Consider the following 13,984-nt stretch of genomic DNA (forward strand, 5'->3'; position numbering starts at 1 on the left):
GGCCCCGAGCCTCGGACCTACTTGCCGAGTTTGCGACGCTGCACGCGAGTGCGGCGAAGCAGCTTGCGGTGCTTCTTCTTCGACATGCGCTTACGGCGCTTCTTGATCACAGAACCCATAGGGTTTCCTCGCGTTCTCTCTCTAGCTCGGCGCGCACGCCGGTTACGTACGCCCAGTCGTGTTCGGCGGCCTGCGTCCACGTCCGTCGCCAGTGCCCGCCTGCCGGTGCGGCCCGCGCCACCGGCAGGCAACACAACGGTGGTTCATCGTACCGGGCCGACGGTCGGCGAACGAAAACGGGCACCCGCGCGGGCGCCGCGAGCAGGCTGGATCGACCGGCCGGACACGCCGCCCGGCCGGTCGATCCTCGGGCTCGGACTACCCGGCGTCGAAGTAGGACGTCTGCAGATAGTCGTGCACGGCCTTGGCGTGCACCCGGAACGACCGACCCACGCGAACCGCGGGCAACTCGCCGGAATGCACCAGCCGGTACACCGTCATCTTGGAGACCCGCATCAGCTTCGCCACCTCGGCGACGGTGAGGAACTGGGTCCCTCCACCGAATACGGGATTGGAACTCGCAGAGCTGTTTCCAGACATCATTGCGCCACTGACCTCCGGCACGTCCGCGCCGCCGGCTTCCCCACCGGCGGAACAGACACGCACGTGCTCCTTGCAGCTTAGCGGGACCAGTGGGATTACTGCGACGGGTGGGAGAAATAGGATTCGCCGCGCCGGAACCTCCCGGTCAGACTGCGTTCATCGGCGGCACGATCCTCAGACCTCCGGACCGCCCTGTTCGGCCGCGCGGCGCTGGGCCGCGTGCAGCGCCTCGATGAAGGCCGAACGGACCCCGGCCCGTTCCAGTTCGCGCACCGCGGCGGCCGTCGTCCCGGCGGGCGAGGTGACCGCCGCGCGCAGTTCGGCGGCGTCCTGTTCGGACTCCTCGAGCAGCGCGGCCGAGCCGAGCATGGTCTGCACGACCAGCTGCCGGGCCACGTCCCGGCTCAGCCCGAGCCCGACCCCGGCCTCGACCATGGCCTCCACCACCAGGAAGAAGTACGCCGGACCCGAGCCGGAGACCGCGGTGATGGCGTCCAGCTGCGCCTCGGCGACCGTGACGACCTTGCCGACGGACTCGAGCACCTCGGTGACGAGTTTCAGCTCGTCCTTGCGCGCGTAGCGGCCCGGGGCGATCGCGCTCATGCCCTGCCCGACCAGCATCGGGGTGTTCGGCATGACCCGCACGACCGGGAAACCCGCGGGCAGTTTGGCCTCGAGCCGGGTCGTCGAGACGCCCGCCGCCATCGACATCAGCACCTGATCGCGATCGCTGTCCGGATCGGCCTTGCCCAGTTCGGTCAGGACGGCGTCGACGTCATGGGGCTTGACCGAGACGACCAGCAGATCGGCTCCCGTCGCGGCCTCCGCGATCGAATCGGTGACCCGGATCCCGAACCGCTCGGCCAGGAACTCCGCCCGCGCGGCCATGGTCTCCACGACGACCAGATCCTTGACGGCCTGCCCCGACTCCAACAGCCCGGCGATCAACGCCTCCCCGATCCGCCCGCCACCGATCACCGCAATTCTCGTCATGGCGCCAAGGCTATCGGCCCACCTCCCGCTGTCGCGGGATCAGGGCCATCGACCCACCTACCGCTGCTGCGGGATCAAGGCCGACCAAAGCCATCGCCCACCTACCGCCGCTGCGGGATCAGGGCCAGCTGCCGCGATTGGGCGACCACCGCGCCGGTCGAGTCGAGCACGAGCTGGTCCTCGTCGAACATGCGCTCGCCGACCGCGTGGGTGGTCGCCACGACCCGGAGCCAGCCGGGCGCGGGCCGGCGCCGCAGGTAGGTCGTCATCTGCACGGTGGGGGCCCAGCCGACCTGGCCGAGGTTCATCGGGACCGGCGGGCTCATATCGGCGGCCATCATGGCGAACCAGGAGGCCACCTCCGGATCCCGCTCGTCGCCGGGCCGGGGCCGGATCCACAGCCGCAGCCGCGGTTCGCCCGTCTCGCCCGTCAGGAACCGCGCCCAGGCCGGATCGATGGCCACCGACGCGCCCCGCGCGACGTGCACGAACTTGCCCATCGGCGAATCCGGGGTGTAGCCCAGCGCCTCGGGCGACGGTTCGGCGGGCAGATCGGTGTAGCTGCCGGGCGCGTAGATCGGCGCGGTGTCGTCGAGGTGGCCGAAGGTGAGGGCGGTGTGGACCAGCGTGCGCCCGTCCTGCACCAGCCCCACGTCGACCAGGCAGATCTGGCGGCCGGTCTTGCGGATGCGGACCTCGTAGTCGACCTCGCCGGGCGCGGGCGCGCCGAGGAAGTCGGTGCTCGCCGAGATGGCGAACATGTCCCCGGCCTCGGGGTGCCGCGCGCGCAACCAGCGGGTGGCCGCCGCCGCGCTGCTCGCGACCATGGTCCCGCCGTGCACCTTCGGGCCGATGGTCCAGATCGGGTCGATCGTGCCCCGATAACGCCCCACGTCCCCCGCGCCGCCCGCGTCGCGCAGATCGCAGACGCGGGCGAAGGGCGCGTCGTCGCGGGCGTCCTCCGCCCGTCCGGTCTCGATGGCCAGCTCCGTCACGAGCCGCTCCTTCCGTACAGTCCGCTCTACACTGTATAACGGACCGGAACGAGCACCTTCCCAGCCGCCATCGTAACCCCGAAAGCCTTGCGCCCCAACGAGTTCGGTGCGACCGGGCACGATCTATCGGAACCGTTGCGCCCCGGTCGTTTCCGGCGCGCCCCGGCCCGCGCGGGGGCCGTTGAGATGGGTCCGCGCGAAGGTGAGCGCGCGATGCAGCATGGCCGCCCGGTCCAGCGTGGTGCGGGCGTTCTGGGTGTTCACCTCGATGACGGCGTGACCGCGGAAACCGTTGCGCGCCAATCCCGCACACACCTCGGCGCACGGCTGGGTGCCCTCGCCCGGAATGAGGTGCTCGTCGTGCGCCGCGCCGCGCCCGTCGGCCAGGTGCAGGTGGGTCAGGCCCGCGCCCATGCGCTCGGCCAGGGCCAGCGCGTCCGCGCCCGCGGTCGCGGTGTGCGACAGATCCAGCGTGTAGTGCCGGAAACCGGTGTCGGTCGGATCGTAGGACGGGCTGAACGCGGTCAGCGAAAGGCCCGGTCCGCCACGGCGTTCCAGCCGCCGCGCCGCGCCCGAGCGCCGCCCGAACAGCGTGTCGGCCCGCATCGGGAACATGTTCTCCACCGCGACGGCCACCGCGCTGGTCTCCTCGAGCTCGGCGACCTGGTCGGCGAAGCCCTCGGCGTAGCGGCGCTGCCAGCGGAACGGCGGATGGATCACCACCGTGCTCGCGTCCAGCGCCTCGGCGGTGTGCACGCTGCGCTCGAGTTTCGCGGCCGGATCCGCCCCCCAGACCCGTTGCGAGATGAGCAGGCACGGCGCGTGCAGCGCGAGCACCGGCATTCCGTAGCGGCGCGTGTAGCTCTGCACGGTGGCGATGCTCTGACTGGCCGGTTCCGCCCAGACCATGAGTTCGACGCCGTCGTAGCCGAGTTCGGCCGCGTACCGGAACGCGGCCTCGGTGTTCTCGGGATAGACCGAGGCCGTGGACAATCCGACCCGGATGACGTTGCCCGACTGCTCGTTGTCCACCGCGGCTCCGGTCAATTGGTGCTGAGCAGGAACGCCAGCGGTCCGAGCGTCACGAAGATGCCCACGACGACCGCGATGACGGTGCTGAGGATGTCGTCGGTGCGGCGCAGCACCCGGACCAGGGCCACCAGCCCGAGGATGACCACCATCGCCAGCAGCAGCGCGACGAACGGCAGCAGATCCCACATCTTCTCGAAGCCCTTGAACAGCACCATCCCGCCGATCGCGGCGCCCGCGGCCTGGCCGCCGAGGATCATCCACTGTTTGCGGTTGGCGTCCTCGTCGGCCTTGCGCGCGCCGCGAGAACGCTTGGGCGCGAACGACGTTCGGGCCCGGCGGCGCGGAGTGGGCTCGTCGAGTTCCTCCTCGTCGTCGAGATCGTCGAGGGGTTCGTCCAGATCGTCGTCGAGCGGCCGGAGCAATTCGGTGCGGTGCTCGGACTCCGGGAGCGGCCCGCCACGCCGCGCACCCCGGCGGTCGCGTTCGTTCGCCTCGCGCAACAGATCCCCGGCGACCGTGGGCCCGGACACCAACTGCTGATCGCGCTCGGCCAGCGACCACACCGCGGTCTGCGCCCCGACCTCCTCGGGCGCGGCACGCCCGTTCCGGACCGGGAGCTCCTCGGGTGCCGCCGCACGGCCATTGCGGAGCGGGGGCCGATCCGGCTGCGCCCCGAGGTCCTCAGGGGCCGCACGCCCGTTGCGGAGCGAGGGACGGTCCGGCTGTGCCCCGATCTCGTCGGGTGCCGCACGGCCGTTGCGGAGCGGGGGCCGATCCGGCTGCGCCCCGAGGTCCTCGGGGGCCGCACGGCCGTTTCGAAGCGAAGGCCGTTCGGGCGCGGGCGGTTCCGGTGGAGTGCGTCTTCGGGCCGACCACGCGGGCAGGCCGCCGGGGGGCGGCGGCCCGTCGGGGCGCCTGCCGTTGCGCGGCGGGCCGCCGGGCTCGCCGCGATCGAAACCGGGTTCGCCGAACTGCCGCTGCGGCGGGCTCGGTTCGGGGGGACGCGGGGGCGCCCACGGCGCGGTGGGCGGGCCGAGATCCTCGTTCTGCGGCAACGGACCCCGGTACGGCGAGACCTCGGTGGTCTCCTCGTCCGGCTCGCGCCGCCGTCGCCGACCGGAACGCGGCGGGTCGGAAGCCGGTGCGGGAGCGGCCAGATCGGCCACCGACAGCCCCTCGGCCTCCTGTGCCAGCGCCTCCATTCGCTCGCGGCGCGCCCGGCGGCCACCCGTGGGGGCCTGCGCGGCCGGGGAGGGGGGCCAGCCGAACTCGGGCGTGGCGCGCGGCTCCGGCTCGGGCGGCGGATACGAGGGTGGCTCGAAGGTGGGGGGCGCGAAGGAGGTCGGCTCGAAGCGCGGCGGATCGAAGGCGGGCGCCTCGTAGACGGGCGCGGCGGGCGGATCGTAATTCGGTGCGGGCGCGGCATTTCGGGCCAGCGGATCGTAGAAGGAGATGGGCCCGGAGGCCGGGGAGTACGAGGACTCCTCCGGTTCGGGGGCGGCGTGCGCCGAGGAGCCCTCGGGCACGGCGGGTAGGTCGCCGGTCAGATCGGTCACCGCGATGCCGCGGCCACCGCGCCGACGCCGGCCACCGCCGGTGGTCGGAACACCCTGCCCATTGCGGGCGAGTAGTTCGGCGACCGACAGCTGGGTCGATTCGTCACTCATCGCGACACCGTTTCGGTCGGGCCCGGAACCCCTGTGGGGCGGCCGTTGTCGGCACCGGGTTCGTTCTCGAGGTCGGTATCCAGTTTGCGCAGGATCAGTCCCTCCCGCAGCGCCCATGGGCAAATCTCGAGAGTATCCAGCGATAACGCCCGCATACTCGCCTCCGCGACCAATGCGCCGGCCACCAGTTGCTGTGACCGATCGGAACTCACGCCCTCCAATTCTGCCCGGTCGGCGGCGGTCATTCGGGAGATGAACGCGATCACCTGCCGCAGGCCGGAACTCGTAAGGGTACGCCGCGCGCGCGGTCCTGCCGAGGAGGGGGCCGCGCCGGTGAGCCGGGCCAGCGTGCGGAACGTCTTCGACGTGCCCACCGCGAGATCGGGGCGGCCGGGCTCGAGCAGCCGCCGGGCCGGATCGACCAGTTCCGCGTCGAGCCAGTCGCGCAGCACGCTCACCCGCCGCTTGCCCGGCGGGTCGGCCGAAAGCCATTCGCGGGTGAGCCGCCCCGCGCCCAGGGGGAGTGACAGCGCGACGTCGGGCGCCTCGTCCGCGCCGTTGCTCATCTCCAGCGAGCCGCCGCCGATATCGAGATTGAGGATGCGCCCGGCACTCCAGCCGTACCAGCGCCGGACCGCGAGGAAGGTCAGCCGGGCCTCGTCCGCACCCGTCAGCACCCGCAGATTCACCCCGGTCTCGGTGCGCACGCGGGCGAGCACCTCGTCGGAATTGGCGGCCTCGCGCACCGCGGAGGTGGCGAAGGCCATCAACTCCACGCAGCCGGAAGTCTTTGCGATACCGGCGAATTCGCCGACCGTCCGGGTCAGGCGCTGCGCGCCCGCCGGGGTGATGCAGCCGTCGTCGTCGATGTTCTCCGACAGACGCAGCGCGGCCTTGGTCGAACTCATCGGCATCGGGTGACCACCCCGATGCGCGTCCACCACGAGCAGGTGGACGGTATTGCTTCCCACATCGAGCACACCGAGCCGCACAGGGACACGGTACTGGGTCCACCCCGACCGCCGGGCCACGAACCGTTCATCCCGATTTGCTGTTAGCGTCTGGCGATGTGACGGCAGGAGCATCGGCGAGCGGTCCGACCGGGCTGCGACCAGCGGCGAAGATCGACCCCGCACCCGAGGTGGATCTCGACTTCCCCCGGGAGTGGATCGAATTCGTCGATCCGGCTAACGACGAGCACACCATCGTCGCCGACCTCACCTGGCTGCTCTCGCGCTGGACGTGCGTCTTCGGCACCCCGGCCTGCCAAGGCATCATCGAGGGCCGCCCCGACGACGGTTGCTGCTCGCACGGCGCGTTCCTCTGCGACGACGACGATCGCCGCAAACTCCAGAAGGCTGTGAAACTGCTCACACCCGAGGACTGGCAGCTGATGGACGAGGCCCGCGACGAGTCGGGCAAGGTCCGCAAGAAGCTCTACCTAGAGGAGGACGAGCTCGACGACGAGCCCGCCCTGCGCACCCGCCGCTACGACGGCGCGTGCATCTTCCTCAATCGTCCCGGTTTCGCGGGCGGCATCGGCTGCGCGCTGCACACCATGGCCCTGCGCCGGGGCCTGGAACCGCTGACGGTGAAACCCGAAGTCTGCTGGCAACTTCCGATCCGCCGCACCCAGGACTGGGTGGAACGCCCCGACGGCGTGGAGATCCTGCGCACGGTCATCACCGAATACGACCGCCGCGGCTGGGGTCCGGGCGGCCTGGACCTCAACTGGTATTGCAGCGGTTCGCCGGACGCGCACGTCGGCACCCGCCCGGTCTGGCAGTCCTACGCCCCCGAGCTGATCGAACTCATCGGCGCCCCGGCCTACGAGGAACTGGCCCGGCACTGCAAACGCCGCGAGGGGCTGGGTCTGGTGGCGGTGCACCCCGCGACGGCGGTCGCGCGCCCGCTCACCCCCTGACCCGCGGAATACCGCGCGCCCGCGCGCTCTTGCACGTCCCGTGAGCGTTCGCGTCCTGATGATCTCCGGCAGCACCCGCCCGGGTTCGACGAATACCGCCGCGCTGCGGGCCCTCGAATCCCGTTCGGGGGACGATATTCTCGCCGAGTTGTATACCGGGCTGGAGAATGTGCCCGCCTTCGTGCCCGGGGACGATCCCGATCCGCCCGCGGTGGCCGAATTACGCGAACGGCTGGCCGCCGCGGACGCGGTGTTGTTCTGCGCACCGGAATACGCCGGGTTGATTCCGGGCAGCCTGAAGAATCTGCTGGAGTGGACCGTGGGCGGGGCCGACCTCCACGAAAAGCCGGTGGCGTGGATCAATGTCGCCGCCGAGGGCCGGGGCGAGGGCGCGGTGGCCTCGCTGCGCACGGTGCTCGGATATCTCGGCGCGACGATCGTCGAATCGGCCTGCCGTCGAATTCCGGTGAGCCGCAACGATATCGGCGCGGACGACCGAATCGCCGAGCCGGGCGTGCGGAACGAATTGCGGGCCGCGCTCGCCGACCTGGCGAGAAATTCGGTCCATTGACCAATTTGGACCGGCGGAAGTGGTACTTCTTACAAGACACCGATCCGCCATGCGCGATTCACCTGGCGATGGTAGGTGTCTTACCCATGATGAGGAAATTCTTGGCAACCGCCGTGCTCGCGGCCGGCGCCGCGCTGGCTCTCGCCCCCGTCGCGCAGGCCGACCCCGCCGTCACCCCGAACGACTACTCGCTGATGAACGACAACTTCGTCGTCTACACCGATCCGGCCGCGCTGAACGCCCAGGCGGACGGCAAGCAGGTCATCGTCAGCCCCTACGGCACCTCCCGGCCGATCGCCTGCCGCGACAACACCAATCCGGTGGACGACTGCTGGCAGAAGGACGACTTCGGCTGGTTCCCGTTGCAGCGCCAGGAGCTGCCGCAGATCGGCACCGCCTGGGTGCACGTCGTCTAGTTTCCCCGGGGGCCGGTCGCGCGTTGGCGACCGGCCTCGGCGTTTCGCGCGTAGCGGGCCCCTTCCGGGGAGCGATGATCCACCCATGATGAAGCGACTCCTCGCCGCCGCGGTACTCGCCGCGGGCGCCGCCCTGCTCGTCCCGCAGGCCGCGAACGCCGACCCCTCCCCCGACGATCCGTACGGCTGGAACGCCTACCGCGACCGCACCGACGCCTTCGTCTCCCCGCTGGATCCCGGCGCGTATTTCGATCCGACCAAGGTATTCAAGTACCTGCTGGTCAGCCCGTACGGCAACGGCCACTCCATCGAATGCCGCGGCGACGGGCACTACGTACAGATCCACGACTGCCGTCAATACGACGACAACGGCAATCCGCACGCCCTCACCGAGATCACCAATCCGCTGCGTCGGCTGTTCGTGTACAGCTGATCCCGAAAGTCGTTGCCGCGGAATCGAGGCCGCGCCACCCGATCCGGGGGCGCGGCCCGTCCGTCCGATCAGGCCTCGAGCTTGTAGCCCAGCCCGCGCACGGTCACCAGATGCTCCGGCTTGGCCGGATCGGTCTCGATCTTCGAGCGCAACCGCTTGACGTGCACGTCGAGGGTCTTGGTGTCGCCGACGTAGTCCGCGCCCCACACTCGATCGATGAGCTGCCCGCGGGTGAGCACGCGCCCGGAGTTGCGCAACAGGTACTCCAGCAGATCGAACTCCTTGAGCGGCAGGGTCACCGGCTTGCCGTTGACCTGCACGGTGTGCCGGTCCACGTCCATGCGCACCGGACCCGCCTCGAGCACGCCGCTCTCGCTCGACCCGTCGATGTCCTCGCCCGCGCCGCGGCGCAGCACCGCGCGGATGCGCGCGATCAGCTCGCGCGAGGAATACGGCTTGGTCACATAGTCGTCCGCGCCCAGTTCCAGCCCGACCACCTTGTCGATCTCGCTGTCGCGGGCGGTCACCATGATCACCGGCACGCTGCTGCGGGTCCGCAGCTGCTTGCACACATCGGTTCCGCTCATGCCGGGCAGCATGAGGTCGAGCAGCACGATGTCGGCGCCCGAGCGGTCGAATTCGGCCAGCGCGGACGGTCCGTCGCCGACTACCGTGACCTCGAACCCCTCCTTGCGCAGCAGGAATGCGAGCGGATCGGCCAGCGACTCCTCGTCCTCGACGATCAGCACACTCGTCATCGGGTTGCCTCCACACCGTTTGGTCTGGCCCGCCCTGCCGGGCGCGGGCCGGTTTCCTTCTTGCCCACCTGGATGGCGGTGGGACTCTTCTTCTCCGCCGGGTCGGCGGAACTCCGGTCGTCGGTTTCGACGGCGGGTATGCGCAGCGTGAACGTCGAGCCGGTGCCCAGTTTGCTCCACAGGGTGATCTCACCGTTGTGGTTGGCGGCCACGTGTTTGACGATAGCCAGCCCGAGTCCGGTCCCGCCGGTGGCGCGCGAGCGGGCCTTGTCGGCGCGGAAGAACCGCTCGAACACCCGCTCCTGATCCTCCTTGGCGATGCCGATGCCGCGGTCGGTGACCGCGATGTTCACGTACCCGCCGCGCAGCGACCGGCTCACCGAGACGTGCGAACCCTTCGGGGAGTAGTTGATGGCGTTCTCGACCAGATTCGACAGGGCCGTCATGAGCAGGGTCTCGTCGCCGAGCATCTCCAGACCGCTGTTGCGATCGGTGCTGACGGTGATGCCCGCGGCCTCCGCGGCCGTGCGGGACCGTTCGATGGCCGCGTTGACGACGGTGTCCACATCGACGGCCTCGAGCTGCGGCAGCTTCTCCGCGCCCTGCAGGCGCGACAGCGCGATCAGCTCGGTCACCATCTTGCCCATCCGGCTGGACTCGACCAGCAGCCGCTCGCCGAAATGCCGCACCGAATCGGGATCGTCGGCCGACTCCAGCAGGGCCTCGGCGAGCAGGCTCATCGCGCCGACGGGCGTCTTGAGTTCGTGGCTGACATTGGCCACGAAATCGCGCCGGGTCGCCTCCATGCGGGCCTGCTCGGAATCGTCGTCGGCGAAGAGCACGACGAAGCTGCTCTCCTCGCGCGACAGCGGCCGGGCCACGCCGCGCACGGCGATGCGGCTGCGGCCGGGCACGGGATTCTTGGCCGTCAGATCGAAGTCCACGCTCTCGCCGGAGGTGATCACCTTCTCGACCGCGGCCCACGCGCGCTCGTCGAGCAGCCGCTCGCGGACCAGGCCGAGTTCCTCCGCGCGCGGATTCACCAGCACCACGTCCCGGTACTCGTCGACCACCGCGATGCCGCTCTCCGAGGCGAGCACGATGAGGTCGAGGACCTGGGACATGGTCAGACCGGAATCGGCCTCGCGGCGCTGCGCCTGCCGGGCGTTCACATACGGAATGAGCAGACCACCGACGGCCAGGCCAACGACGGCCGCGAGTACTGCCAGCAGCACGGCCTGGGGAACGCTCACATCTGAATCGTACGATCGCGGACGCGTCCACCATGCCCCGGTCCACGAAGTTTCGCGCAGGTCATGGGCGCTTACGCACCCGTTAGCCGAGCGTTTACGCAGAGTTCGGGCCGCCCGGCGATGTCGTCGCCCGCGTCCCCGCGCACCGGGACTACGATGCCGCGCGCAGCTTTCCTTGCGGCGCCGCCCATCTCACGGATGCGCGACGGGCAGTCGAACTCTCGTCCATTGTGCCCGCGGACGGTGGCCCCGACCGCATCCGCGAACGAGTGTGACATGCGACTCACGCGAGGCGTCGGCGGGTCCGCGGCAACAGCGTCGGCCCGCCCCGGAACGCCCACAGCGCGATCACCGGATCGCAGATCGCGCAGCCCAGCGAGGAGTCGTGCGCGAACGGGATGATCGGATGGCCCTTGAAGTGATGGGCCAGATCCCAGCCGGTGTGCAGCAGCCACGCGACGCCGATCCAGTTCCAGGACCGCAGTCCGCGATAGGCGCACCAGGTCGCGGCCGCGGTGAACACGAACTCCCAGCCGCCGAAGCCACCCCCGCTCAGATACGCCGCGCCCGCGCCCGCGACGAAGATCGCGTTGAACTGCAACCGCCGCGGTTCGGGAATCAGCGACAGCAGCACCACGAGGACGCAGCCGACCAGGATCGGGAGCACAAAAGCCATGCGCCCCAAGTTAATTCGGAACCCACCGTCCGGAAAGACGCATTCCCGCCGACTTCCGACGGGAATGCGCCACGGCTCACCAGCCCGGGTTGCCGCGCACCGGGATGTTCACGAAACTCGGCGTGTCCGGGTCGAGGCGCAGATGTTCGGGCAGCAGACCGGTGTCCACGAGCATCGGCGTGATCGGCAGCCCCTTGGGGAAGTTGCCCGCGAACACGTCGATCCGCAGCCGATGACCGGGCCGCAGCACGGCCTGCGTTCCGGCGAGGGCGATGTCGAGGGTGGTCGCCTCACCCGGGGTGGTCGGCCGCCGCCGATCCAGCGAGTTGTACGGATGCGGATCGGTGTAGTCGCCGTTGGCCGAGCGCGCGCTGGCCGCCTCGTCGATCTCGCGCATCGACGCCATCAGCTGCCCCGAGGACAGCACCGTCGACTGCCCGTCCGGCGCGACATCGTTCACGGTGACGGTCCAGTACCCGTCGGCCGCGTCCTGAATCGTGTTGAGCCGCACCGCGATCGGGCCGGAGATGGTGGTCTCCTCGGCGACCGGCGCGCTGGTGAAGGTGAGGCCGTTGGTCTCGGCGATCCGCGCATCCTTCGCGCAGCCGTCGAGGACCGCGAGCACGCCCGCGGTCGCCTGCGCGGCGTCGTTGGAGCACAACGTGGTCAGGCCGGGCGCGACCGTGAGTCGCGCGGGTTCGGCATCGGGTTCGACGGTCAGCGAGCCGTCGTACAGTCCGTTCGAGGTCCCGCTGCGGATCGCCGAGAGGTACATGCGCCGATACTCGCTCGCCTCGGTCGCGGGCGCGGTGGTCCCGAAGCCGCTCTGGGTGACCCAGCCGCCGCTGCCCTGGTTGTACAGGGTCACCGGACCGTAGCCGTCGACGCCGTTGTCGATTCCCTTGAGCCACTTGTCGAACCACGCGCGTTGCAGCACGTCCAGCCGCGGCGGCAGGCCCGGTCCGCCGTACTCGTTGCCGGAGCTGAGGTGATAGGTGTTGCCCATCAGCAGCTGCTTGCGCCCCGGCGGCAGCGGAATCTCGTTGTAGATCTTGGACTCCGAATAGGTGAACAGGTCGTGCCATCCGCCGACCACGAACGTCGGCACGCCCACCCGGGACGGATCGCCCAGCCACGCCTGCCGCTCGGCCGAGAAGTCGGTGAGCATCCCGCGCACCCGTGGATCCAGATCCTCCATCCGCACACTCGCGTACGCGTTGAGCAGCACATCCATGTAGGTCAGCGGACTGGCCGCCCGATCGTTCAGCCATTGGGTGTCGAACCGCCCCTGCACCAGCGACTGCACGTCCGGAATCCATTTGGTCGCGTTGATCGCGGTGAGCCACAACGGAATGAAGTTGAACCCGAACCCGCTGCCCGGATCGAGCACGTCCTGCACGAGATCGCTGCCCGGCACGACGGGGAAGATCGCCTTCAGCGCGGCCGGATGCTTCTCGGCTGCCTGCACCTGATTGATCGCGGAGTAGGACAGGCCGTTCATTCCGACCTTGCCGTCCGACCACGATTGGGCCGCGGCCCAATCGATCACCTCGACGGAGTCCTGCTGTTCGCGGTCTCGCAGCATGTCCCACTCGCCCTGGGAGAATCCGGTCCCGCGCGCGTCGACCACGACCTGGGCGTACCCGCTCCTGATCAGCTGCCGGTCCACGGAGAAGTTCCGTAACTCGCCGCCGCCGAATGCCTTTGTCAGATCGGTGATTCCGGACAGCGGGGTTCCGGACAGATCGGTCCGGCGGAACAGTTCCAGCAACGCGTCCGACAGTCCCGGCACCGACTGGGCGTGGTCGGCGAGATTGCTGACGAGTTTGGTGTAGGGCGTGATGTTCACGATCACGGGCGTCCGCGTGTCCACGGGCCGCCCGGCATCGTCGGCCGGCCGATAGACATTGGCCTTCAGCACCGTTCCGTCACTCATGGTGATCGGCACGTCCCACTCGATATTGATGTTCGGATACCGCTGCGGCCCGTCCTCGGCCGCGGTCCAGCTCGCCCCCGCCGCACCGCCGTCCGGCCCGCTCGCGACCGGCGCCGCGCTGGCGGACCCGGGTCCGAGGAACGGAAAACTGACGGTCGCGGCGACCGCGAACACGGTGACGCGCAGCGCGTACTTCATCGGACGTGATCCATCTCTCGAGCTGGTCGAATGTCCGGAAGTGTAGCTAGTGGGGGGTTAGTTGCAAACTGTTGGTTACAGTTAATGGGGGAGAGAAAGTTTCAGGGGGTCAGTTTCTCAGAGGGGTGGGGTGAGCTGGGGGGTTGTTGTGGTTCGGGTGGGGGTAGGGGGTTCTAGCGGGGGTTATGTGACTGGGGGCACTGGGTATTTTGTTGTGGGGCAACGTGATAGCTACGGAGGCGTAGACGTGATGAGGGTCACGGGACGCGAACGTTCGGCGGGCTCACGGAATGCGGACGCCGAATCGGCTTACCGGATGCGAACGGCGACTCGGGCTCACCGGATGCCAACGCCGAATCGGCTCACCGGATGCCAACGCAGAATCGGCTGACGGCCGGGGAACGCCAAATGGGCTCGCGGGACGCGAACGCCCAAAGGACTCACGGGACGCGAACGCCGAATCGGCTCACCGGACGCGAACGCAGAATCGGCTGACGGCCGGGGAGCGCCGAATGGGCTCGCGGGACGC

The 13,984-nt window shown here is 69.7% G+C and carries 15 protein-coding genes; 4 read left to right on the top strand and 11 right to left on the bottom strand.

Annotation, left to right across the window (positions count from 1 at the left end; all coding sequences use genetic code 11):
* Nucleotides 1-17: 17 nt before the first annotated feature.
* The 7 genes from ACWDSJ_RS29985 to ACWDSJ_RS30015 all read right to left on the bottom strand — a co-directional run bounded on the left by ACWDSJ_RS29985 (nt 18) and on the right by ACWDSJ_RS30015 (nt 6,282).
* Nucleotides 18-119 carry a 30S ribosomal protein bS22 gene (locus ACWDSJ_RS29985; protein WP_003402602.1) on the bottom strand — a complete coding sequence of 34 codons (102 nt, stop codon included), beginning with the start codon at nt 117-119 and terminating at the stop codon, nt 18-20.
* A 259-nt stretch (nt 120-378) separates the two neighbouring features.
* A complete protein-coding gene (locus ACWDSJ_RS29990; protein ID WP_387359448.1) occupies nt 379-603 on the bottom strand; it encodes a helix-turn-helix domain-containing protein in 225 nt (74 codons plus the stop codon).
* A gap of 174 nt (nt 604-777) precedes the next feature.
* Nucleotides 778-1,596, bottom strand: coding sequence for a pyrroline-5-carboxylate reductase (proC, locus tag ACWDSJ_RS29995; protein ID WP_387359446.1), 819 nt, complete (start codon nt 1,594-1,596; stop codon nt 778-780).
* 101 nt (nt 1,597-1,697) lie between these two features.
* Nucleotides 1,698-2,576 (bottom strand): thioesterase family protein, encoded by an 879-nt coding sequence (locus ACWDSJ_RS30000; protein WP_450035995.1) that lies wholly within the window; start codon nt 2,574-2,576, stop codon nt 1,698-1,700.
* Nucleotides 2,577-2,714: 138 nt separating this feature from the next.
* Nucleotides 2,715-3,623, bottom strand: a complete 909-nt coding sequence (locus tag ACWDSJ_RS30005) for a sugar phosphate isomerase/epimerase family protein (RefSeq protein ID WP_450035866.1) — start codon at nt 3,621-3,623, stop codon at nt 2,715-2,717.
* Between the two features lie 11 nt (nt 3,624-3,634).
* Nucleotides 3,635-5,290: a hypothetical protein gene (locus tag ACWDSJ_RS30010; protein WP_450035868.1), complete on the bottom strand. Its 1,656-nt coding sequence runs from the start codon at nt 5,288-5,290 to the stop codon at nt 3,635-3,637.
* Nucleotides 5,287-6,282, bottom strand: coding sequence for a Ppx/GppA phosphatase family protein (locus ACWDSJ_RS30015; RefSeq protein ID WP_450035870.1), 996 nt, complete (start codon nt 6,280-6,282; stop codon nt 5,287-5,289). Before ACWDSJ_RS30015 ends, ACWDSJ_RS30010 begins: the two co-directional genes overlap by 4 nt.
* 77 nt (nt 6,283-6,359) lie before the next feature.
* Between ACWDSJ_RS30015 and ACWDSJ_RS30020 the strand changes: the two genes are divergently transcribed.
* The 4 genes from ACWDSJ_RS30020 to ACWDSJ_RS30035 all read left to right on the top strand — a co-directional run bounded on the left by ACWDSJ_RS30020 (nt 6,360) and on the right by ACWDSJ_RS30035 (nt 8,634).
* The gene (locus ACWDSJ_RS30020; RefSeq protein ID WP_387359438.1) at nt 6,360-7,214 is read left to right on the top strand and encodes a hypothetical protein; all 855 of its coding nucleotides are present in this window, start codon (nt 6,360-6,362) and stop codon (nt 7,212-7,214) included.
* A 40-nt stretch (nt 7,215-7,254) separates the two neighbouring features.
* Nucleotides 7,255-7,785 (top strand): NADPH-dependent FMN reductase, encoded by a 531-nt coding sequence (locus tag ACWDSJ_RS30025; protein WP_450035872.1) that lies wholly within the window; start codon nt 7,255-7,257, stop codon nt 7,783-7,785.
* A gap of 86 nt (nt 7,786-7,871) precedes the next feature.
* On the top strand, nt 7,872-8,201 hold the full coding sequence (locus ACWDSJ_RS30030; protein ID WP_387359435.1) for a hypothetical protein: 330 nt from the start codon (nt 7,872-7,874) through the stop codon (nt 8,199-8,201).
* Between the two features lie 85 nt (nt 8,202-8,286).
* Nucleotides 8,287-8,634 carry a hypothetical protein gene (locus ACWDSJ_RS30035; RefSeq protein WP_450035874.1) on the top strand — a complete coding sequence of 116 codons (348 nt, stop codon included), beginning with the start codon at nt 8,287-8,289 and terminating at the stop codon, nt 8,632-8,634.
* Nucleotides 8,635-8,702: 68 nt separating this feature from the next.
* Here ACWDSJ_RS30035 and ACWDSJ_RS30040 read toward each other — a convergent pair whose 3' ends face one another.
* The 4 genes from ACWDSJ_RS30040 to ACWDSJ_RS30055 form a co-directional block, all read right to left on the bottom strand.
* Nucleotides 8,703-9,392 carry a response regulator gene (locus ACWDSJ_RS30040; protein ID WP_387359431.1) on the bottom strand — a complete coding sequence of 230 codons (690 nt, stop codon included), beginning with the start codon at nt 9,390-9,392 and terminating at the stop codon, nt 8,703-8,705.
* Nucleotides 9,389-10,645, bottom strand: coding sequence for a sensor histidine kinase (locus ACWDSJ_RS30045; protein ID WP_387359429.1), 1,257 nt, complete (start codon nt 10,643-10,645; stop codon nt 9,389-9,391). The genes ACWDSJ_RS30040 and ACWDSJ_RS30045 overlap by 4 nt, the downstream gene beginning before the upstream one ends.
* Nucleotides 10,646-10,928: 283 nt before the next feature.
* The gene (locus tag ACWDSJ_RS30050; protein ID WP_387359427.1) at nt 10,929-11,321 is read right to left on the bottom strand and encodes a DUF6010 family protein; all 393 of its coding nucleotides are present in this window, start codon (nt 11,319-11,321) and stop codon (nt 10,929-10,931) included.
* A 76-nt stretch (nt 11,322-11,397) separates the two neighbouring features.
* Nucleotides 11,398-13,455 (bottom strand): CocE/NonD family hydrolase, encoded by a 2,058-nt coding sequence (locus ACWDSJ_RS30055; RefSeq protein WP_450035876.1) that lies wholly within the window; start codon nt 13,453-13,455, stop codon nt 11,398-11,400.
* Nucleotides 13,456-13,984 lie beyond the last annotated feature (529 nt).

The organism is Nocardia sp. NPDC003482 (genome assembly GCF_053588115.1).

What these genes read in the sequence shown, in the direction of transcription:
- proC (WP_387359446.1), bottom strand. Translation starts at nt 1,596, where the DNA reads ATGACGAGAATTGCGGTGATCGGTGGCGGGCGGATCGGGGAGGCGTTG.
- ACWDSJ_RS30030 (WP_387359435.1), top strand. Translation starts at nt 7,872, where the DNA reads ATGATGAGGAAATTCTTGGCAACCGCCGTGCTCGCGGCCGGCGCCGCG.
- ACWDSJ_RS30055 (WP_450035876.1), bottom strand. Translation starts at nt 13,455, where the DNA reads ATGAAGTACGCGCTGCGCGTCACCGTGTTCGCGGTCGCCGCGACCGTC.
- ACWDSJ_RS29990 (WP_387359448.1), bottom strand. Translation starts at nt 603, where the DNA reads ATGATGTCTGGAAACAGCTCTGCGAGTTCCAATCCCGTATTCGGTGGA.
- ACWDSJ_RS30050 (WP_387359427.1), bottom strand. Translation starts at nt 11,321, where the DNA reads ATGGCTTTTGTGCTCCCGATCCTGGTCGGCTGCGTCCTCGTGGTGCTG.
- ACWDSJ_RS30035 (WP_450035874.1), top strand. Translation starts at nt 8,287, where the DNA reads ATGATGAAGCGACTCCTCGCCGCCGCGGTACTCGCCGCGGGCGCCGCC.
- ACWDSJ_RS30040 (WP_387359431.1), bottom strand. Translation starts at nt 9,392, where the DNA reads ATGACGAGTGTGCTGATCGTCGAGGACGAGGAGTCGCTGGCCGATCCG.
- ACWDSJ_RS30010 (WP_450035868.1), bottom strand. Translation starts at nt 5,290, where the DNA reads ATGAGTGACGAATCGACCCAGCTGTCGGTCGCCGAACTACTCGCCCGC.
- ACWDSJ_RS29985 (WP_003402602.1), bottom strand. Translation starts at nt 119, where the DNA reads ATGGGTTCTGTGATCAAGAAGCGCCGTAAGCGCATGTCGAAGAAGAAG.